The organism is Streptomyces mutabilis, assembly GCF_014649815.1.
In the GTDB taxonomy this organism is placed as follows: domain Bacteria; phylum Actinomycetota; class Actinomycetes; order Streptomycetales; family Streptomycetaceae; genus Streptomyces; species Streptomyces mutabilis.
This window is the reverse complement of the sequence record NZ_BMTT01000015.1, coordinates 107393-128261: the sequence shown is the minus strand read 5'-3', so window position 1 is coordinate 128261 and position 20869 is coordinate 107393. Positions and strand designations below refer to the sequence as shown.

General features: G+C 69.6%; 15 protein-coding genes and 1 tRNA gene. 11 read left to right on the top strand and 5 right to left on the bottom strand.

What is annotated here, in order from left to right; all coding sequences use genetic code 11:
- Positions 1-55: 55 nt before the first annotated feature.
- A complete protein-coding gene (polA, locus tag IE142_RS26455) occupies positions 56-2782 on the bottom strand; it encodes a DNA polymerase I (RefSeq protein ID WP_191888066.1) in 2727 nt (908 codons plus the stop codon).
- A 181-nt stretch (positions 2783-2963) separates the two neighbouring features.
- Between polA and IE142_RS26450 the strand changes: the two genes are divergently transcribed.
- The 9 genes from IE142_RS26450 (at position 2964) to IE142_RS26410 (ending at position 13223) form a co-directional block, all read left to right on the top strand.
- On the top strand, positions 2964-5243 hold the full coding sequence (locus IE142_RS26450) for an FdhF/YdeP family oxidoreductase (RefSeq protein WP_191888065.1): 2280 nt from the start codon (positions 2964-2966) through the stop codon (positions 5241-5243).
- An 85-nt stretch (positions 5244-5328) separates the two neighbouring features.
- The gene (locus IE142_RS26445; RefSeq protein ID WP_191888064.1) at positions 5329-5817 is read left to right on the top strand and encodes a PaaI family thioesterase; all 489 of its coding nucleotides are present in this window, start codon (positions 5329-5331) and stop codon (positions 5815-5817) included.
- Positions 5818-6153: 336 nt separating this feature from the next.
- Positions 6154-6555, top strand: coding sequence for a hypothetical protein (locus IE142_RS26440; RefSeq protein WP_191888063.1), 402 nt, complete (start codon positions 6154-6156; stop codon positions 6553-6555).
- Entirely contained in the window at positions 6552-7163 is a 612-nt protein-coding gene (locus IE142_RS26435) for a Tat pathway signal sequence domain protein (protein ID WP_191888091.1), read from the top strand. Before IE142_RS26440 ends, IE142_RS26435 begins: the two co-directional genes overlap by 4 nt.
- 287 nt (positions 7164-7450) lie before the next feature.
- Positions 7451-8689, top strand: a complete 1239-nt coding sequence (locus IE142_RS26430; protein ID WP_191888062.1) for a branched-chain amino acid ABC transporter substrate-binding protein — start codon at positions 7451-7453, stop codon at positions 8687-8689.
- 116 nt (positions 8690-8805) lie between these two features.
- Positions 8806-9738, top strand: a complete 933-nt coding sequence (locus tag IE142_RS26425; protein WP_191888061.1) for a branched-chain amino acid ABC transporter permease — start codon at positions 8806-8808, stop codon at positions 9736-9738.
- 5 nt (positions 9739-9743) lie between these two features.
- Positions 9744-11570: a branched-chain amino acid ABC transporter permease gene (locus IE142_RS26420; RefSeq protein ID WP_191888060.1), complete on the top strand. Its 1827-nt coding sequence runs from the start codon at positions 9744-9746 to the stop codon at positions 11568-11570.
- 4 nt (positions 11571-11574) lie between these two features.
- Positions 11575-12510 carry an ABC transporter ATP-binding protein gene (locus IE142_RS26415; protein ID WP_191888059.1) on the top strand — a complete coding sequence of 312 codons (936 nt, stop codon included), beginning with the start codon at positions 11575-11577 and terminating at the stop codon, positions 12508-12510.
- A complete protein-coding gene (locus IE142_RS26410) occupies positions 12507-13223 on the top strand; it encodes an ABC transporter ATP-binding protein (RefSeq protein ID WP_191888058.1) in 717 nt (238 codons plus the stop codon). The genes IE142_RS26415 and IE142_RS26410 overlap by 4 nt, the downstream gene beginning before the upstream one ends.
- A gap of 65 nt (positions 13224-13288) precedes the next feature.
- Here IE142_RS26410 and IE142_RS26405 read toward each other — a convergent pair whose 3' ends face one another.
- Positions 13289-13945, bottom strand: coding sequence for an ANTAR domain-containing response regulator (locus IE142_RS26405; protein ID WP_019328077.1), 657 nt, complete (start codon positions 13943-13945; stop codon positions 13289-13291).
- 102 nt (positions 13946-14047) lie between these two features.
- Between IE142_RS26405 and IE142_RS26400 the strand changes: the two genes are divergently transcribed.
- Positions 14048-14121, top strand: a tRNA-Leu gene (locus tag IE142_RS26400).
- A gap of 360 nt (positions 14122-14481) precedes the next feature.
- On the opposite strand, the gene pyk is transcribed toward IE142_RS26400, so the two are convergent.
- Positions 14482-15918 carry a pyruvate kinase gene (pyk, locus tag IE142_RS26395; protein ID WP_191888057.1) on the bottom strand — a complete coding sequence of 479 codons (1437 nt, stop codon included), beginning with the start codon at positions 15916-15918 and terminating at the stop codon, positions 14482-14484.
- Positions 15919-16138: 220 nt separating this feature from the next.
- Between pyk and IE142_RS26390 the strand changes: the two genes are divergently transcribed.
- Positions 16139-17953 (top strand): bifunctional metallophosphatase/5'-nucleotidase, encoded by a 1815-nt coding sequence (locus IE142_RS26390; RefSeq protein ID WP_191888056.1) that lies wholly within the window; start codon positions 16139-16141, stop codon positions 17951-17953.
- Between the two features lie 35 nt (positions 17954-17988).
- Here the strand turns inward: IE142_RS26390 and IE142_RS26385 are convergent, their stop codons facing one another.
- Together IE142_RS26385 and IE142_RS26380 are read right to left on the bottom strand one after the other, a co-directional pair.
- Complete coding sequence (locus IE142_RS26385) at positions 17989-19401, bottom strand: lysine N(6)-hydroxylase/L-ornithine N(5)-oxygenase family protein (protein WP_191888055.1); 1413 nt, start codon at positions 19399-19401, stop codon at positions 17989-17991.
- Positions 19398-20768 (bottom strand): pyridoxal phosphate-dependent decarboxylase family protein, encoded by a 1371-nt coding sequence (locus IE142_RS26380; RefSeq protein WP_191888054.1) that lies wholly within the window; start codon positions 20766-20768, stop codon positions 19398-19400. Before IE142_RS26380 ends, IE142_RS26385 begins: the two co-directional genes overlap by 4 nt.
- Between the last annotated feature and the right edge of the window lie 101 nt (positions 20769-20869).

Here is a 20869-nt window from a genome sequence, read left to right as displayed (position 1 = left end):
ACCCCGCGGCGCTCCCCCCTCACATCCCTTACCGCCGACCGCCGACCGCCGCAGGCTAGTGCGCCGCCGACTCCCAGTCCGGTCCCGCGCCCACCGAGACGCCCAGGGGGACCCTGAGCCGCACGGCGTCCGCCATCTCGCGGCGGACCAGTTCCTCCGCCGCCGCCCGCTCGCCGGGGGCGATCTCCAGGACGATTTCGTCGTGGACCTGGAGCAGCATGCGGGAGGAGAGGCCGGCCTCGCGCAGCGCCTTGTCGACGTTGAGCATGGCGATCTTGACGATGTCGGCCGCCGTGCCCTGGATCGGGGCGTTCAGCGCCATGCGCTCGGCCGCCTCGCGGCGCTGGCGGTTGTCGCTGTTGAGGTCGGGCAGGTAGCGGCGACGGCCGAAGAGCGTCGCCGTGTAGCCCGTCGCCCGGGCCTCGTCGACGACCCGGCGCAGGTAGTCCCGTACGCCGCCGAACCGCTCGAAGTAGGCGTCCATCAGGCCGCGGGCCTCCGCCGCCTCGATGTTCAACTGCTGGGAGAGGCCGAAGGCGGACAGTCCGTACGCAAGGCCGTAGGACATGGCCTTGATCTTGCGGCGCATCTCCGCGTCGACCGCGGACTGCTCGACGGAGAACACCTGCGCGGCGGCGGTGGTGTGCAGGTCCTCGCCGGAGGTGAAGGCCTCGATGAGGCCCGCGTCCTCGGAGAGGTGGGCCATGACGCGCAGCTCGATCTGGCTGTAATCGGCCGTCATCAGCGACTCGAAGCCCTCGCCGACGACGAAGCCGCGGCGGATCGCCCGGCCCTCGTCGGTGCGGACCGGGATGTTCTGCAGGTTCGGGTCCGTGGAGGAGAGGCGGCCGGTCGCGGCGACCGTCTGGTTGAACGTGGTGTGGATGCGGCCGTCGGAGGCGATCGTCTTGATCAGGCCCTCGACCGTGACCCGCAGCTTGGCCTGCTCGCGGTGGCGGAGCATGATGACCGGCAGTTCGTTCTCCGTCTGGGCCGCGAGCCAGGCCAGGGCGTCGGCGTCGGTGGTGTAGCCGGTCTTGGTCTTCTTGGTCTTCGGCAGGTTCAGCTCGCCGAAGAGGACTTCCTGGAGCTGCTTGGGCGAGCCGAGGTTGAACTCGTGCCCGGCCGCCGCGTGCGCCTCCCTCACCGCCTGCTGCACGGCACCGGCGAACATCTGCTCCATGGCCTGGAGGTGCTCCCGGTCGGCGGCGATGCCGTGCCGCTCCATGCGGGCCAGCAGCGCGGACGTGGGCAGCTCCACATCGCGCAGCAGGTCGGCGGCGCCGACGTCCTGAAGGCGGCCCTCGAAGGCCTCGCCCAGGTCGAGGATCGCGCGGGCCTGCACCATCAGCGCTTCGGCCTCGGCGCCGTCGTCGGCACCGAAGGCGAGCTGGCCGTCGGCCGCGGCGGCGGGGGCCAGCTCGCGGTGCAGGTACTCCAAGGAGAGCGCGTCCAGGTCGAAGGAGCGGCGGCCCGGCTTGACCAGGTAGGCGGCGAGCGCGGTGTCCATGCCGACACCGGCGACGCTCCAGCCGTGCTCGGCGAAGACGCGCATCGCGCCCTTCGCGTTGTGCAGGATCTTGGGCCGGTCCGGGTCGGACAGCCAGGCCGCGAACGCCGCCTCGTCGGCCCCGTCGAGCTCCGTCGGGTCGAACCAGGCGGCCTTGCCGTCGGCCGCGGCGAGCGCGACCTCGGCGACCGAGCCGGTGCCCAGCGCCCAGGTGTCGACCGTGGCCACACCGAGGGGCTGCGTGCCGTGCTCGGCGAGCCAGCCGGCCACCTCGCCGGTGCCCAGCACGGTGCCGTCCAGCTCCACCCCGTCCGCCACGACCGGGGTCGCCTCGGCCTCCTCGGCGCCCGGGTCGACGGCGTACAGCCGCTCCCGCAGGGACGGGTTGCGGATTTCCAGGGTGTCCAGGATCATCGCGACGCCCTTGCGGTCGTAGGCCGTCCGCTCCAGGTCGGTGACCGTCTTCGGCAGCTCGACCCGCCGCTCCAGCTCGGTGAGGCGGCGGTTGAGTTTGACGGACTCCAGGTGGTCGCGCAGGTTCTGCCCGGCCTTGCCCTTGACCTCCTCGACGCGCTCCACCAGCTCCGCGAAGGACCCGAACTGGTTGATCCACTTCGCGGCCGTCTTCTCGCCGACGCCCGGGATGCCCGGCAGGTTGTCGGACGGGTCGCCGCGCAGTGCCGCGAAGTCGGGGTACTGGGCGGGAGTCAGCCCGTACTTCTCGAAGACCTTCTCCGGCGTGAAACGGGTCAGCTCGGAGACGCCCTTGGTCGGGTACAGCACCGTGGTGTGCTCGCTGACCAGCTGGAAAGAGTCCCGGTCGCCGGTGACGATCAGCACGTCGAAGCCCTCGGCCTCGGCCTGTGTGGCGAGCGTGGCGATGACGTCGTCGGCCTCGAAGCCCTCGACGGCGAAGCGCTGCACGTGCATGGCGTCGAGCAGCTCGCCGATCAGCTCGACCTGCCCCTTGAACTCGTCCGGCGTCTTGGAGCGGTTCGCCTTGTACTCGGTGAACTCCTGGGACCGCCAGGTCTTGCGGGAGACGTCGAACGCCACCGCGAAGTGGGTGGGCGCCTCGTCACGCAACGTGTTGGCCAGCATCGACGCGAAGCCGTAGATCGCGTTGGTCGGCTGGCCCGTCGCGGTCGTGAAGTTCTCCGCGGGCAGCGCGAAGAACGCGCGGTAGGCCAGCGAGTGCCCGTCCATGAGCATCAGGCGCGGACGGTCGCCGCCGGAGGGGTTGTCGGTCTTCTTCGATGCTGTCTCTGCCACGCCCCCGATCCTGCCACGGACCACTGACACTCGGCCCCGCGCTCGCCGTCGGCACGGACCGGCCTCCGTCCGCCGCCGCGACCACCGTTTCCGAATTCCGGCCCGCCCGGCCTCCCTCGCTGTCGGAGGGACGTGCGAGGATCGGAGACGTACCTCACACGCGTAAGCGAAGGAGCGCGCGATGGCCACCAAGCCGCCCAAGGGTGATCCGGTTCAGGACGCGCCGCGGATCACGGAACCCCAGCACGCGGCGGCGGGGATTCCGGCCATCGGGCACACGCTGCGGATCGCGCAGCGGCAGATGGGCGTGAAGCGGACCGCGCTGACGCTGCTGAGCGTCAACCAGAAGGACGGCTTCGACTGTCCGGGCTGCGCCTGGCCCGAGCCGGACCACCGGCACAAGGCGGAGTTCTGCGAGAACGGCGCGAAGGCCGTTGCCGAGGAGGCCACCCTGCGCCGGGTCACCCCGGAGTTCTTCGCCGAGCACTCCGTGGCCGACCTCGCCACCCGCAGCGGCTACTGGCTGGGCCAGCAGGGACGGCTCACGCACCCGGTGTACCTCCCGGAGGGCGGCGAGCACTACGAGCCGGTCACCTGGGAGCGCGCCTTCGACATCGTGGCGGAGGAGATCGCCGCCCTGGGTTCGCCCGACGAGGCGGTCTTCTACACCTCCGGGCGCACCAGCAACGAGGCGGCGTTCCTCTATCAGCTCTTCGCGCGGGAGTTGGGCACCAACAACCTGCCGGACTGCTCCAACATGTGCCACGAGTCGTCCGGCTCGGCCCTGTCCGAGACCATCGGCATCGGCAAGGGCAGCGTCCTGCTGGAGGACCTGTACAAGTCCGACCTGATCATCGTGGCCGGCCAGAACCCGGGCACCAACCACCCGCGCATGCTCTCCGCCCTGGAGAAGGCCAAGGCCAACGGGGCGAGGATCATCAGCGTCAACCCGCTGCCCGAGGCGGGCCTGGAGCGCTTCAAGAACCCGCAGACCCCCAAGGGGCTCACCGCGGGCGCCGCGCTCACCGACCTGTTCCTGCAGATCCGCATCGGCGGCGACCAAGCCCTGTTCCGGCTCCTGAACAAGCTGATCCTGGAGACCGACGGGGCGGTCGACGAGGCGTTCGTCGAGCAGCACACCCACGGATACGAGGAGTTCGCCGAGGCGGCCCGCGCCGCCGACTGGGAGGCGACCCTCGCGGCGACCGGCCTCACCCGCGCGGAGATCGAGGAAGCCCTGCGCATGGTGCTCGCATCGAAGCGCACCATCGTGTGCTGGGCGATGGGCCTGACCCAGCACAAGCACTCCGTGCCCACCATCCGCGAGGTCGTCAACTTCCTCCTGCTGCGCGGCAACATCGGCCGTCCGGGCGCGGGCGTCTGCCCGGTGCGCGGCCACTCCAACGTGCAGGGCGACCGCACCATGGGCATCTTCGAGCGCCCCGCGCCCGCGTTCCTGGACGCCCTGGAGCAGGAGTTCGGCTTCGCCCCGCCGCGCGAGCACGGCTACGACGTCGTACGGGCCATCCGCGCGATGCGCGACGGTGAGGCGAAGGTGTTCTTCGCCATGGGCGGCAACTTCGTCTCGGCCTCCCCCGACACGGAGGTCACCGAGGGGGCGATGCGCCGCGCCCGGCTCACCGTGCACGTGTCGACGAAGCTGAACCGCTCCCACGCCGTCACGGGCGCACGCGCCCTGATCCTGCCGACACTCGGCCGCACCGAGCGGGACCTCCAGGGCGGCGGCGAGCAGTTCGTCACCGTCGAGGACTCCATGGGCATGGTGCACGCCTCCCGCGGCCGGCTGGAGCCCGCGAGCGCCCACCTGCTGTCCGAGCCGGCCATCGTGTGCCGGCTGGCCCGCCGAGTGCTGGGCGAGCGCAGCTCCACGCCCTGGGAGGAGTTCGAGAAGGACTACGCGACGATCCGCGACCGCATCGGACGCGTGATCCCGGGTTTCGAGGACTTCAACGCGCGCGTGGCCCGCCCCGGGGGCTTCGCCCTGCCGCACGCCCCGCGCGACGAACGCCGCTTCCCGACGGCCACCGGCAAGGCCAACTTCACCGCGGCTCCGGTCGAGTACCCCGAGCTGCCCGAGGGGCGGCTGCTGCTGCAGACGCTGCGCTCGCACGACCAGTACAACACCACGATCTACGGACTGGACGACCGCTACCGGGGCATCAAGAACGGCCGCAGGGTGGTCCTGGTCAATCCGGAGGACGCCCGGGAGCTCGGCGTCCGAAACGGCGCGTACGTCGACCTGATCGGCGAGTGGAAGGACGGGGTGGAGCGGCGGGCCCCCGGCTTCCGCGTCGTGCACTACCCCACGGCCCGGGGTTGCGCGGCGGCGTACTACCCGGAGACCAACGTCCTGGTGCCGCTGGACGCCACCGCGGACACCAGCAACACCCCGGCCAGCAAGTCCGTCGTCGTCCGTCTGGAACAATCGACGACCGACTGAGCGTTTGCTCAGTGGCGCCGACGGCCCGTCCCACCTGGCCGGCCGGCGGATCCGACAGACGGAGCGACGAAACGGAGCCGGGCCCATGGGCGAGCAGCAGCAGGTGCAGTTCCCGCAGGAGGTCATCGACGAGTACGCCACGCTCGGCGTCGACCTGCCCGCACTGTTCTCCGCCGGGCACCTCGGGACGCGCATGGGGGTCCAGATCCTCGAGGCGTCGGCCGACCGGGTCGTCGGCACCATGCCGGTCGAGGGCAACACCCAGCCGTACGGACTGCTGCACGGGGGCGCCTCGGCGGTGCTGGCCGAGACGCTCGGGTCGGTCGGCTCGATGCTGCACGGCGGCGCTTCCAGGATCGCCGTCGGCGTCGACCTGAACTGCACCCACCACCGCGGAGCCCGCTCCGGCCTGGTCACCGGGGTGGCCACGCCGGTGCACCGGGGCCGGTCGACGGCGACGTACGAGATCGTGATCAGCGACGAACAGGACCGCCGCGTGTGCACCGCCCGGCTGACCTGTCTGCTGCGGGACGTGAGGCCGGGCGACGGAGCGCAGGCGGACGCGACCGCCTGAGCGGCGTGACAGGCCGATCGACACACGCCTCCGTCGAGACACGGCCCCCTCGGCACACGGCCCGCGTCGGTACACAGCCCGGACCGGCATGTCGCGCCCTCGGCATTGCTCCCGGCCACCCGGCGCCCTGGCTTCGGGGCATGGGACGGGGAGAGACCCCCTGGCCGGGGGCGACGGCTCGGCGGGTGCGTACACCTCGCACTCGAACGCGCCGCCCACCAACGCGCCACCCGTCAAGGGTTCGAGCAGCACACGCCCGAGCGCACCGCGCGGGGAGCCCCCGCACGCGAACGCGCGGCGCACCGGCGCGACGCACGCGACCGGGTCGTCCCGGTCATGGTGGCGCTCGCACTGTCCCTGCCCGGCGCCGCCTGCGGCGACTCCCCCGCCGACAGGGCCGCTTCCGACAGCGCCACGGAAGCGACCGCGTCGACCTCGGCATCCGCGTCCACGACCGCATCGGCCCGACCCGCCCTCTGCCCCGAAGAGTTGCGCACGACCGCCGTCCGCCACTGGGCACGCGAACTGCTCGACAGCGCAACCCCCTGCGGCGACTACCAGTCGATAAGCCTCTGCAACCGGCAGTACGACATCACCCGCGAGGTAGTGAACGCCGCCAGGACCGCGGAGCGCGACCGAGGAACGCGCGGCGCAGAGACGGTGATCGGCCGTCAGCCGCGCGCCAGGTGCGCCGATCCGTACCGCGGCGGCGGCCCCACCCAAGGCCCGTGGCGATGAGCGGCGCCGGCCCCGTGGAGCCGGGCGAGGGCACCCACGCCTGGGACGCCACGGACACTCCCCGGCCGCCCGGCCGACCGCGCGGCCGGCTCGCCCGGTGCTACGACCGCCACCGCAGGGCAGTCCTCGGCTCCGCCGCGGCCATCGCCGTACTGGCGGGCAGCGGCTACCCGTACGCCGGTCGGCCGCGGCAGCCGCCGCCTCCCCAGCCGCCGTACCCCGTCCAGGTGGTGGACCTCGTCTACCTGGACGCGGTAGCCGGCCCCGGCGGGGCCGAGCCCGGCGACTTCAGCTTCGCGGTACTGCTGAGCGTGCGATCCGGTCGGCCCGTCACCGTGACGCGCCTGGCCCAGCCCTACGACGGCCTCGCGATGGCCTCGTCACCCGCGGCCCCCATCCAGACAAAGTCGCATTCGGCCCGCAAGATCATTGTCACGCTGAGGGTGACGGAATGCGAAAGAGCACCCCGGAACCTCAGACTCCCTTTCCTGGATGTAACGCTACGTAATGCGCGCGCAATACAGGCCCACAGTTTCATCCTCGGATCACGCTATGCACGGGACCTCTCCGAGGCCCTTCACGCCGCCTGCGACCAGTATTCCAGGTAATCACCAAAACACCCCAGACACCTGAAGTCCGCGCTCCGGTCCTGCGAGTTCTCAGCATGTGGACCGGGCGAATCGGCCGGAATTCCGCCCTTCTTCCCAGCCAGTACCGCTCTGCATTACCCCGTGTCATAACAAGAGCGTCACAGCCTGAGTCAGACCCTCCTCCACGTTCCCCACACACGCTTAGAGTCACGGCCAGTCACCGCGCAGTCCGATTGTCACTTCGGCCCAGCGCTCGACTCGGCCGCCTCCAGAGGGACGCGGCTGTGCCAGGGAAAGGACTGATCGTGCGTCAACGTTCGCTCATCGCCATCACCGCCGCTCTGGCGGCGGGAGCACTCACCCTCACCGCCTGCGGCTCGCGCGACGACGACGGCGGCTCGGACGGCGGCAACGGTGGCGGCGGTGGCACCACCGTCGTCATCGGCGTCGACGCCCCGCTGACCGGCGACCTGTCCGCGCTGGGCCTCGGCATCAAGAACTCGGTGGACCTCGCGGCCAAGACCGCGAACAAGGACAACTACGTCGACGGCATCAAGTTCGAGACAGAGGCCCTCGACGACCAGGGCCAGCCCTCCGTCGGCCAGCAGAACGCCACCAAACTCGTCGCCAACGACGACGTCCTCGGTGTCGTCGGCCCGCTGAACTCCTCGGTCGGCGAGTCCATGCAGAAGGTCTTCGACACCGCCAAGCTGGTCGAGGTCTCCCCGGCCAACACCAACCCCGCGCTCACCCAGGGCGTCGACTGGCAGAACAAGAAGGTCCGCCCCTATAAGTCGTACTTCCGCACCGCGACCACGGACGCCATCCAAGGCCCGTTCGCCGCACAGTACGTCTACAACGACTCCAAGAAGCGCAAGGTCTTCGTCATCGACGACAAGAAGACCTACGGTGCCGGCCTCGCCGCCACCTTCACCGAGGAGTTCAAGAAGCTCGGCGGCCAGGTCGTCGGCACCGAGCACATCAACCCCGACACCAAGGACTTCAACGCGGTCGCCACCAAGGTCAAGAACTCCGGCGCCGACGTCGTCTACTACGGCGGCGAATACCCGCAGGCGGGCCCGCTCAGCAAGCAGATCAAGGCCGCCGGCGCCAAGATTCCGGTGGTCGGCGGCGACGGCATCTACAGCGCCGACTTCATCAAGCTCGCCGGCGCCAGCGGCACCGGGGACCTCGCGACCTCCGTCGGCGCCCCTGTAGAGGAACTCCCCTCCGCCAAGGAATTCGTCGCGAACTACGAGGCCGCCGGATACAAGGAGGCCTACGAGGCCTACGGCGGCTACTCCTACGATTCCGCCTGGGCGATCATCGAAGCCGTCAAGGCCGTCGTCGAAGCCAACGACGGCAAGCTTCCCGACGACGCCCGCGCCAAGGTCGTGGACGCCATGCAGAACGTCTCCTTCGACGGGGTGACCGGAAAGGTCTCCTTCGACGAATTCGGTGACGCCACCAACAAGCAGCTCACCGTGTACGCCGTCGAGAACGGTGCCTGGAAGTCGGTGAAGTCCGGCACCTACACCGGCTGACCCACCACCCGCACCACCGAACCTCGAGCCGCGCGGGGCGCTGTCCACAGGCGCCCCGCGCGGACTCGCATCCGGCCACATCCGTCGAACGTTCCGAAAGTCTCGGAGGACATGCGGTGAACGAACTGCCGCAGCAGCTGGTCAACGGCCTGCTACTGGGATCCATGTACGGGTTGATCGCCATCGGCTACACAATGGTCTACGGCATCGTCCAGCTCATCAACTTCGCCCACGGCGAGATCTTCATGACCGGCGCCTTCGGCGCACTCACGGTCTACCTATACGTCCTGCCCGACGGCACCTCCATGCTGCTCGCCCTGCCCCTCATGCTGCTCGGCGCCGTGGTGGTCTCCGTCACCGTCGCCGTCGGGGCGGAACGGTTCGCCTACCGTCCCCTGCGCGGCGCACCCCGACTCGCGCCCCTCATCACCGCCATCGGCCTCTCCCTCGCCCTCCAGCAGGCAGTGTGGGCCTGGTACCCCGACGCCAAATCCGCGCGCACCTTCCCCCAGATCGACGGCGGCCCCTTCCACATCGGCGACGTCACCCTCCAGACCGGCGACGTCTTTCTGCTCATCGCAGCCCCCGTCAGCATGGCCATACTCGCCTACTTCGTGATGCGCACCCGCACCGGACGCGGCATGCAGGCCACCGCCCAGGACCCGGACACCGCCAAACTGATGGGCGTCAACACCGACCGCATCATCGTCGTCGCCTTCGCCCTAGGCGCCGTCTTCGCCGCCGTCGGAGCCGTCGCCTACGGCCTCAAATACGGCCAGATCGAGTTCAAGATGGGCTTCATCCTCGGACTCAAGGCCTTCACCGCAGCAGTCCTCGGCGGCATCGGCAACATCTACGGCGCCATGATCGGCGGCGTCGTCCTCGGCATCGCCGAGACCCTGGCCACCGCCTACATCGCCGACATCCCCGGCCTCGACCAGTTCGGCAGCCAGTCCTGGGCCGACGTCTGGGCCTTCATCCTCCTCATCCTCGTGCTGCTGTTCAGGCCGCAGGGCCTGCTCGGCGAACGCGTTGCGGACAGGGCGTGACACCGATGACCACACAGACCACCACACCGAAGACCGCCGGCACCCCCACCGCGGGCGACACCTCCGGCCTCATCGGCATGCCCCCGCACATCGGACGGGCCCTCGCCACCGGCGGCGGCGCCCTCACCGTCGCCTCCACCTTCCTCGCCTGGACCTGGACCGCCGAATTCCCCGGCGACCTCACCGTCTACGGCTACCCGGGCGGACTCCAGGTCCTGGTCCTCATCGCCGGCGCCCTCACCACCCTCTTCGGCCTCGCCTCGTACGGCGTCAGGGGATTGCGCCGGCTGGTCCCCGCCGGCGGCGACGCCGCCCTCAAGTTCGCCGCGCTCGCCGCCTTCGCGACCACCTGGTACACGATGATCGCGATCAGCGCCCAGCTCGGCGGCCTCGTCAACCTCGAACCCGGCGGCTACATCGCCGCAGCCGTCACCCTCATCGCACTCCTCGGCGCACTCGCCCTCCCCTTCGAACGCCCCGCGCCCGACCCCTTCGACCCTGAGGACACCGGCTGGGAACAGTTCAAGCACACAAGCTCCCAGAACTGGCAGACGATCAGAGCGGCCTTCACCTCCAGCAGCCCCCGCCCCGTCCCCGCCCTGCCCTCCTACGCCGAGATCCTCATCATCGTCGGCATCCTCGCCGTCGCCCTCCTCGTCTTCACCTACGGCATCGGCACCGAGTACGACGAGCTCTTCGTCGGCTTCCTCATCGTCGCCGGCCTCGGCTTCACCGCCCTCCACCGGGCCGGCCTCATCGCCCAGGCCACCGAGATCACCGCCCGGCACCAGAACATCACCGTCTGCGGCGCCTTCATCGCCGCGGCCTGCTTCCCCTTCACCCAGTCCGACGACCAGTACGCCACCCTCGGCGTCTACATCCTGATCTTCGCCACCGTCGCCCTCGGCCTGAACATCGTCGTCGGCCTCGCCGGCCTCCTCGACCTCGGCTACGTCGCCTTCCTCGGCGTCGGCGCCTACGCCGCCTCCATGGTCTCCGGCTCCCCCAGCTCACCCTTCGACCTGCACCTGCCCTTCTGGGCCGCCGTCCTCGTCGGCGCCGCCGCCTCACTCGTCTTCGGCGTCCTCATCGGCGCACCCACCCTGCGACTGCGCGGCGACTACCTCGCCATCGTCACCCTCGGCTTCGGCGAGATCTTCCGCATCACCGCCAACAACCTCGACGGCACCTCCGGCCCGGACGTCACCAACGGCTCCAACGGCATCTCCTCCATCCCCGACCTCGACATCCTCGGCTTCGACATGGGGATCGCACACGACATCGGCGGCTTCACCATCGGCCGATTCGCCAACTACTTCTTCCTGATGCTCCTCATCACCGCCGTCGTCGTCCTCGTCTTCCGACGCAGCGGCGACTCCCGCATCGGACGCGCCTGGGTCGCCATCCGCGAGGACGAAACCGCCGCCCTCGCCATGGGCATCAACGGCTTCCGCGTCAAACTCATCGCCTTCGCCGTCGGCGCCTCCCTCGCCGGACTCGCCGGCACCGTCCAGGCCCACGTGACCTACACCGTCACCCCCGAGCAGTACCTCTTCGCCGGCACCACCCCGCCCAACTCCGCCTTCCTCCTCGCCGCAGTCGTCCTCGGCGGCATGGGCACCATCGCCGGCCCCCTCATCGGTGCCGCACTGCTCTTCCTCATCCCCAACAAGCTGCAATTCCTCGACGACTACCAGCTCTTCGCCTTCGGACTCGCACTCGTCCTGCTCATGCGCTTCCGCCCCGAAGGCCTGGTCGCCAACCGGCGCCGCAAGCTCGAATTCCACGAAGAGGCCGAAGCGCCCACCACCCTGAGCAAGACAGGGGCCTGACCACATGACCACCGACACCACCACCAAGGACACCACCCCGGGCACCCCCGCCCCCGGCACCACCGTCCTCGACGCACGCGGCGTCACCATGCGCTTCGGCGGCCTCACCGCCGTCAACGGCGTCGACCTCACCGTCAACAGCGGCGAGATCGTCGGCCTCATCGGCCCCAACGGCGCAGGCAAGACCACCTTCTTCAACTGCCTGACCGGCCTCTACATCCCCACCGAAGGCGAAGTCCGCTACAAGGGCGAAGTCCTGCCGGCCAAATCCTTCAAGGTCACCGCCGCCGGCATCGCCCGCACCTTCCAGAACATCCGCCTCTTCGCCAACATGACGGTCCTGGAGAACGTCCTCGTCGGTCGCCACACCCGCACCAAGGAAGGCTTCTGGTCCGCCGTCCTGCGCGGCCCCGGCTTCCACCGGGCCGAGGCCACCTCCCGCGAACGCGCCATGGAACTCCTCGAGTTCGTCGGCCTCGCCGACAAGGCCGAGCACCTCGCACGGAACCTCCCCTACGGCGAACAGCGCAAGCTCGAAATCGCCCGTGCCCTCGCCAGCGAACCCGGCCTGCTCCTCCTCGACGAACCGACCGCCGGCATGAACCCCCAGGAGACGCGGGCCACCGAGGAACTCGTCTTCGCCATCCGCGACAAGGGCATCGCCGTCCTCGTCATCGAGCACGACATGCGCTTCATCTTCAACCTCTGCGACCGCGTCGCCGTCCTCGTCCAAGGCGAGAAACTCGTCGAAGGCGACAGCGCCACCGTCCAGGGCGACGAACGCGTCGTAGCCGCCTACCTCGGCGAACCCCTCGACAACGACCCCGGCGCCGCCGAAGCCGCCGAAGTCGAAGCCGCCGAGGCCGCCCAGGCATCCTCGGCCGCCCAGGCCGACGACACCACCACGGACACCGCGGCCGGCAAGGAGAACGACCGATGACCGCACTCCTCGAGGTCGAGGACCTCCGCGTCGCCTACGGCAAGATCGAAGCCGTCAAAGGCATCTCGTTCGAGGTCGATGCCGGCGAGGTCGTCACCCTCATCGGCACCAACGGAGCCGGCAAGACCACCACCCTGCGCACCCTCTCCGGCCTCCTCAAGCCGGTCGGCGGACAGATCAAGTTCGGCGGCAAGTCGCTCAAGAAGGTCCCCGCGCACCAGATCGTCTCCCTCGGGCTCGCCCACTCGCCCGAGGGGCGGCACATCTTCCCCCGCATGACGATCGAGGACAACCTCCGCCTCGGCGCCTTCCTCCGCAACGACAGACCAGGCATCGAGAAGGACATCCAGCGCGCCTACGACCTCTTCCCCATTCTCGGCGAGCGCCGCAAGCAAGCCGCGGGCACCCTCTCCGGCGGCGAACAGCAGATGCTCGCCATGGGCCGCGCCCTCATGTCCCAGCCCAAACTTCTCATGCTCGACGAACCCTCCATGGGTCTCTCGCCGATCATGATGCAGAAGATCATGCAGACCATCGCCGAACTCAAGTCCCAGGGCACCACCATCCTGCTCGTCGAACAGAACGCCCAGGCCGCCCTCTCCCTGGCCGACCAGGGACACGTCATGGAGGTCGGCAACATCGTCCTCTCCGGCAGCGGCCAGGACCTCCTCCACGACGAATCCGTCCGCAAGGCCTACCTCGGCGAGGACTGAACCCACCCGCACGCGACGAGGCCCGCGCCCCACCGGGGACGCGGGCCTCAGCCGCACACTCTCGATCAGCCCTTCGACGCCTTCTTCTCCTCGGCGTCCTGAATGACCGCCTCGGCCACCTGCTGCATCGACATCCGCCGGTCCATCGACGTCTTCTGGATCCACCGGAACGCCGCCGGCTCCGTCAGCCCGTACTCCGTCTGCAGCACCGACTTCGCCCGGTCCACCAGCTTCCGCGTCTCCAGCCGCTGGCTGAGGTCGGCGACCTCCTTCTCCAGCGTCTTCAGCTCCGTGAAGCGCGAGACGGCCATCTCGATCGCCGGAACGACGTCACTCTTGCTGAACGGCTTCACCAGGTACGCCATCGCCCCGGCGTCCCGCGCCCGCTCCACCAGGTCGCGCTGCGAGAACGCCGTCAGCATCAGCACCGGCGCGATGCTCTCCTCCGCGATCTTCTCCGCCGCCGAGATGCCGTCGAGCTTGGGCATCTTCACGTCGAGGATCACGAGGTCCGGCTTGTGCTCCCGGGCCAGCTCCACGGCCTGCTCCCCGTCACCGGCCTCACCGACGACGGAGTACCCCTCCTCCTCCAGCATCTCTTTGAGATCCAGCCGGATGAGCGCCTCGTCCTCGGCGATGACGACACGGGTCGTCAGCGGAGGCACGTGCGACTTGTCGTCGTCGTTCACGTCGGCGGGCTGGGGCGACTCGGGGGCGGTCACGTGGGGCTCCTCGTTCGGGGCAGGGATACTGCTGACAAGAGCCTACCTAGCTGCGGTATGGTGGACGGGCAGCGGGTCGGTTGCAATCTTCGATTCGCAGGAGCTCCGGTAGTCCAATCGGCAGAGACGATACCCTCAAAAGGTATTCAGTGTGGGTTCGAGTCCCACCCGGGGCACTTTTCCTCAGGTTCCAAGGTCACATCTTCAAGCGGATGTCCACGTTCTCGTGAACATCCGCTTTTTGCCGCGCGTCGCTGCTTTCCCACGTACGCAGTGGCCCGAATGTACGACCCCGGCACAGGCAAACGAGCGTTGGCCTCGCACCCCAAGGCCGCAGTTCCGATTCGGTGAGCGGGGAGACGGGCATCTCCCGGGATGGGATCCGGGCTTGGCGCGCACGCCTGACACCGCTGCCCCGCATGGATCCTGCAACCCTGGTCCGCCCGCAGGCGAGCGGTCCCACTCCTGCCTCCTGGGCCTGCTGCACCTGGGCGATGGCTGCCTCAGCGCTCATCCGCGCGGAACCCGAGCACCGATCACTTGGGGCTGTCGTCCTCCCCGATGTGGTGCACCCGTACCAGATTGGTCGTGCCCGACACACCCGGCGGCGAGCCCGCCGTGATGACCACGACGTCTCCCTTCTCGCAGCGGCCGTAGCGGGTCAGGAGTTCGTCCACCTGGTCGACCATCGCGTCCGTGGAGTCGACGTGGGGGCCGAGGAAGGTCTCCACGCCCCAGGTCAGGCTGAGCTGTGAGCGTGTCGCCGGTTCGGGGGTGAAGGCGAGCAGGGGGATGGGTGAGCGGTAGCGGGAGAGGCGGCGGACGGTGTCGCCGGACTGGGTGAAGGCGACGAGGTACTTGGCGCCGAGGAAGTCGCCGATCTCGGCTGCCGCGCGGGCGACCGCGCCGCCCTGGGTGCGGGGCTTGTTGCGTTCGGTGAGCGGGGGGAGGCCCTTGGCGAGGATGTCCTCCTCGGCCGCCTCGACGATCTTGGCCATGGTGCGCACGGTGTCGACGGCGTGCTTGCCGACGCTGGTCTCGCCGGAGAGCATCACCGCGTCGGTGCCGTCGATGACGGCGTTGGCGACGTCGGAGGCTTCGGCGCGGGTGGGCCGGGCGTTGTCGATCATGGAGTCGAGCATCTGGGTGGCGACGATGACGGGCTTCGCGTTGCGCTTCGCCAGCTTGATCGCGCGCTTCTGGACGATCGGCACCTCTTCGAGGGGCATTTCGACGCCGAGGTCGCCGCGGGCGACCATGATGCCGTCGAAGGCGGCGACGATGTCCTCGATGTTCTCGACGGCCTGGGGCTTTTCGACCTTGGCGATGACGGGGAGACGGCGGCCTTCGTCGTCCATGATGCGGTGGACGTCGAGGACGTCGCGGCCGCTGCGGACGAAGGAGAGGGCGACGACGTCGAAGCCGGCCCGCAGGGCCCAGCGCAGGTCGTCCTCGTCCTTCTTGGAGAGGGCGGGGACGGAGACGGCGACGCCGGGGAGGTTGAGGCCCTTGTGGTCGGAGACCATGCCGCCTTCGATCACCCTGGTGTGGACTCGGGGTCCGTTGACGCCGGTGACCTCCAGGCAGACCTTGCCGTCGTCGACGAGGACGCGTTCACCAGGGGTGACGTCGCCGGCGAGGCCGGCGTAGGTGGTGCCGCAGGTGTGGCGGTCGCCCTCCACGCCCTCTTCGACGGTGATGGTGAAGGTGTCGCCGCGTTCGAGGAGTACGGGTCCTTCGGCGAAGTGACCGAGCCTGATCTTCGGGCCCTGAAGGTCGGCGAGGGCACCGACGCTGCGGCCGGTTTCGTCGGCTGCCTTGCGGACTCGTCGATAGCGCTCTTCGTGTTCGGCGTGGGTACCGTGGCTGAAATTGAAACGGGCGATGTCCATTCCGGCGTCGACCAGGGCTTTGATCTGGTCGTACGAGTCGGTGGCGGGCCCCAGGGTGCAGACGATCTTTGCTCGGCGCATGGGTCGAGCCTATGACTTACTGCCGGGTAGCGAATTGGGCGCGCATGTCCACTCAACAACCTTTGAGTAAAGGGATATTGACAAGTGTTGAATTGTGCGACCGTCTGCTCCGATGAGCATTCACCTCGGCCGTCACCCCTTGACAGAGGGCATGTCCAGGACAGAATCTACGCGCGTTGCCGATGTCGTGCACGGGTCACTGAACCGAGGAGAGCCAGCCATGCCGTTGAACCGCCGGAAGTTCCTGAGCAGGTCCGCAGTGACGGGGGCGGGTGTCGCGCTGGCCGGCGCGGTGGCGGCTCCGGCGGCCGAGGCGGCCCCGGCCCACAAGGGATACCGGGGTCGCCGGAAGCCCAAGCGGTACGCCCTGACCGTGCTCGGCACCACCGATCTGCACGGGCACGTCTTCAACTGGGACTACTTCAAGGACGCCGAGTACTCCGACGCGGCGGGCAACGCCCAGGGCCTGGCCCGGGTCTCCACGCTGGTGAACCAGGTCCGGGAGGAGAAGGGCCGCGGCAACACGCTGCTGTTGGACGCGGGTGACACGATCCAGGGCACCCCGCTGACGTACTACTACGCCAAGGTCGACCCGATCACCGCCGAGGGTGGCCCGGTGCACCCGATGGCGCAGGCGATGAACGCGATCGGGTACGACGCGGTGGCGCTCGGAAATCACGAGTTCAATTACGGCATCGAGACGCTGCGCAGGTTCGAGGAGCAGTGCGATTTTCCGCTGCTGGGTGCGAACGCGGTGGACGCGAAGACGCTGAGGCCCGCCTTCCCGCCGTACTTCATGAAGACGTTCCGGGTGAAGGGCGCGCCGCCGGTGAAGGTGGCGGTGCTGGGACTGACGAATCCGGGCATCGCGATCTGGGACAAGGCGTACGTGCAGGGGAAGCTGGCGTTCCCGGGTCTTGAGGAGCAGGCGGCCAAGTGGGTGCCGAAGCTGCGTTCGATGGGCGCGGACGTGGTGGTGGTGTCGGCGCACTCGGGGTCGTCGGGCACGTCGTCGTACGGTGACCAGCTTCCGTACGTGGAGAACGCGGCGGCGAATGTGGCGAGGCTGGTGCCGGGTATCGACGCGATCCTGGTGGGGCACGCGCATCGGGAGATCGCGGAGCTGAAGGTCGTGAACGAGGAGACCGGCAAGGCGGTCGTGCTGTCGGAGCCGCTGTGTTACGCGGAGCGGCTGACCCTGTTTGATTTCGAGCTGGTCTTCGAGCGGGGCCGTTGGCACGTGGAGTCGGTGAAGGCGTCGCTTCGGGATTCCAGCACGGTCGAGGACGACCCGGAGATCACCGAGCTGCTCTCGGACGAGCACGCGAAGGTCGTGGCGTACGTCAATCAGGTGGTCGGTACGGCGACCGAGACGTTGACGACGGTGGAGGCGCGTTACACGGACGCGCCGATCATCGACCTGATCACGAAGGTGCAGGAGGACGTGGTCAAGGAGGCGCTGGCGGGAACGGAGTACGCTTCGCTGCCGGTTCTGGCGCAGGCTTCGCCGTTCTCGCGGACGTCCGAGATCCCGGCCGGTGACGTGACGATCCGGGATCTGTCGAGTCTGTACGTGTACGACAACACGCTGGTGGCGAAGCTGATGACGGGCGCCCAGCTGCGGGCGTACCTGGAGTACTCGGCGGAGTACTACGTGCAGACGGCGGCCGGTGCGCCGGTGGACGTGGCGAAGCTGACCAACGCGAACGGCCGCCCGGACTACAACTACGACTACGTGTCGGGGCTGTCGTACGAGGTCGACATCGCGCAGGCGCCCGGTTCGCGGATCAAGAACGTGGCGCACGGGGGTGCGCCGTTGGCTGATGACGCGCGGTTCGTGCTGGCGGTGAACAACTACCGGGCCAACGGTGGCGGTGCGTTCCCACATGTGGCGTCGGCCCAGGAGTTGTGGTCGGAGTCGACGGAGATCCGTACGCGGATCGCCGAGTGGGTCACGGCGAAGGGTGTGCTGGACCCGAAGGACTTCGCGTCGGTGGACTGGAAGCTGACGCGGGACGGTGCGCCGGTGTTCTGAGCCCAGCGTTTTCACAGCGTTTTCGATGAGCGGCCTCAGATTCCTTCCACCAGCGGGGTGAGTGCCCGGTGGTCGCGTGCGGAGGGGATCTGGGGCTGTGCGCGTTCCAGGCCGAAGGTGGTGAAGGCGGTGCGGCTGGGGAGCGGGTAGGGGTTTCGTCCGGTGACGTCGTTGAGGATGGTGGCGCTGCGCCAGGCGGCGAGGCCGAGGTCGGGTGTGCCGACGCCGTGGGTGTGGGTCTCGGCGTTCTGGACGTAGACGGTTCCGGTGACGGAGGGGTCGAGGAGGAGGCGGAAGCGTTCGTCGACGCGGGGGCGTTCGTGGCTGTCGCGTCGCATGTAGGGGTCGAGGCCGGCGAGGACGCGGCCGAGGGGGCGTTCGCGGTAGCCGGTGGCGAGGACGACGGCGTCGGTGGTGAGGCGGGAGCGGGCCTTCTGCTGGGCGTGTTCGAGATGGAGTTCGATCCTGTTGGTGGAGATGCGGCCGGCGGTGCGGACGTGGACGCCGGGGGTGAGGACGGCGTCGGGCCAGCCGCCGTCGAGGGTGCGGCGATAGAGCTCGTCGTGGATGGCGGCGGTGGTGTCGGCGTCGATGCCCTTGTGGAGTTGCCACTGGGTGGCGACGAGGCGGTCGCGGACAGATTCGCTCAGGGCGTGGAAGTAGCGGGTGTAGTCGGGGGTGAAGTGCTCCAGGCCGAGTTTGGAGTACTCCATGGGGGCGAAGGCTTCGGTGCGGCCGAGCCAGTGGAGTCTCTCGTGTCCGGCGGGGCGGTGGCGGAGCAGGTCGAGGAAGATCTCGGCCCCGGACTGGCCGGTGCCGATGACGGTGATGTGTCCGGCGGTGAGCAGGGGGTCGCGGTGCCGGAGGTAGTCGGCGGCGTGGACGACGGGGACGCCGGGGGTGTCGACGAGGGGCTTGAGCGGGTCGGGGACGTGCGGTTCGGTGCCGATGCCGAGGACGACGTTCTTCGTGTAGGTGCGGCCGAGGGCGTCGGCTTCTCCGTCGGCGTCGAGCCGGGTGTAGTCGACTTCGAAGAGGTCTCGTCCGGGGTTCCAGCGGACGGCGTCGACCTGGTGGTGGAAGCGGAGGGTGGTGAGGTTCTCGGCGACCCAGCGGCAGTAGGCGTCGTATTCGGCACGCTGGATGTGGAAGCGTTCGGCGAAGTAGAAGGGGAAGAGGCGTTCTCGGGCCCTGAGGTGGTTGAGGAAGGTCCAGTGGCTGGCGGGGGCGACGAGGGTGACGAGGTCGGCGAGGAAGGGCACTTGGACGCGGGCGCCGTCGAGGAGGAGGCCGGGGTGCCAGTGGAAGGCGGGGCGCTGGTCGTAGAAGACGGTGTCGAGGTCGGTGAGGGGGTCGGCGAGGGCGGCGAGGGAGAGGTTGAAGGGGCCGATGCCGATGCCGACGAGGTCGCGGGGGGTCTCGTGGGCGGGGCGTGCGGGGGTGTTCATCGGGGAGTGTGTCCTTCCAGGGCGCTTTCCACGTGGGTCAGGAGGGCGGCGAGGTCGCCGGGCTGTGTGTGGGGGTTGAGGAGGGTCGCCTTGAGCCAGAGGCGGTCGTCGGCGCGGGCGCGGCCGAGGACGGCGGTGCCGGTGGTGAGCAGGGTGCGGCGTACGGCGGCGACGGTGGTGTCGGTGGCGTGTGCGGGGCGGAAGAGGACGGTGCTGATGGGGGGCGGGGCGTGCAGTTCGAACGCGGGGTGGGTGTCGATGAGGGCGGCGAACCGCTCGGCGTTGGCGCAGACCTCGTCGACGAGCGCGCCGAGTCCGCCGCGGCCGAGGGTCTTGAGGGTGACGGCGATCTTGAGGATGTCGGGGCGGCGGCTGGTGCGCGGTGAGCGGCCGAGGAGGTCGGGGAGGCCCGCGTCGGTGTCGTCGTCGGCGTTGAGGTAGTCGGCGTGGTGGTGGAGGGCGGCGAGGTCGTCGGGGTCGGTGACGGTGAGGAGGCCGGCGGCGATCGGTTGCCAGCCGAGTTTGTGCAGGTCGAGGGCGACGGTGTCGGCGGCTTCCAGTCCGGTGAGTTTGGGGCGGTGCCGGTCGCTGAAGAGGAGGCCCCCGCCGTAGGCGGCGTCGACGTGGAGGCGGGCGCCGTGGGCGGCGCAGCGGCCGGCGATCTCGGGGAGCGGGTCGATGAGGCCGGCGTCGGTGGTGCCGGCGGTGGCGATGACGAGGTGGGGGCCGGGGATCCTGGTGAGGGCTTCGTCGAGTGCGGCGGGGTCGAGCGTGCCGGCGGGGGCGGGGACGGCGACGGTTTCGGGCAGGCCGGTCAGCCAGGCGGCACGGGGTACGGAGTGGTGGGCGTTGGCGCCGTGGAGGAGTCGCAGGCCGGCGCCGTGGGTCTCGCGGGCGAGCAGGACGGCGAGGTGGTTCGACTCGGTGCCGCCGGTGGTGACGACGGCGTCGGTGGCGCCGGTCTCCCGGGCGAGTGCGTGGGTGAGGAGGGCTTCGAGGGCGGAGGCGGCGGGGGCCTGGTCCCAGGAGTCGAGGGAGGGGTTGAGGGCGCTGGCGGCGAGGTCGGCGGCGGTGGCGACGGCGAGTGGTGGGCCGTGCAGGTGGGCGGCGCACAGGGGATGGGCGGGGTCGGCGGCGCCTTCGGCGAGCGCGGTGACGAGGGTGTGCAGTGCGTCGGGGTCGCCGTGGTCGGGCAGGAGTTCACCGGCCGCCTTCGTGACCTTGGCGGTGACGGCGTCGGGGCCGCCGGCGGGCAGGGGGCCGCCGCGGGCGGCGATGCCGGTGCGCAGGGCGTCGAGCACGGTGTCGAGCAGGGGCCGCAGGGTGTCGGGGCCGTGCGGGCCCGAGGCGAGGGGCGGCAGGCCCATGGGCTGGCCTCCGGGCGCGGGGACTGGGGTTCCAGCTTGGACGCGGTCGCGTCCGTACACCCGGACAGCTCAATGATCACTACCCGAAAGGGGTATTCGTG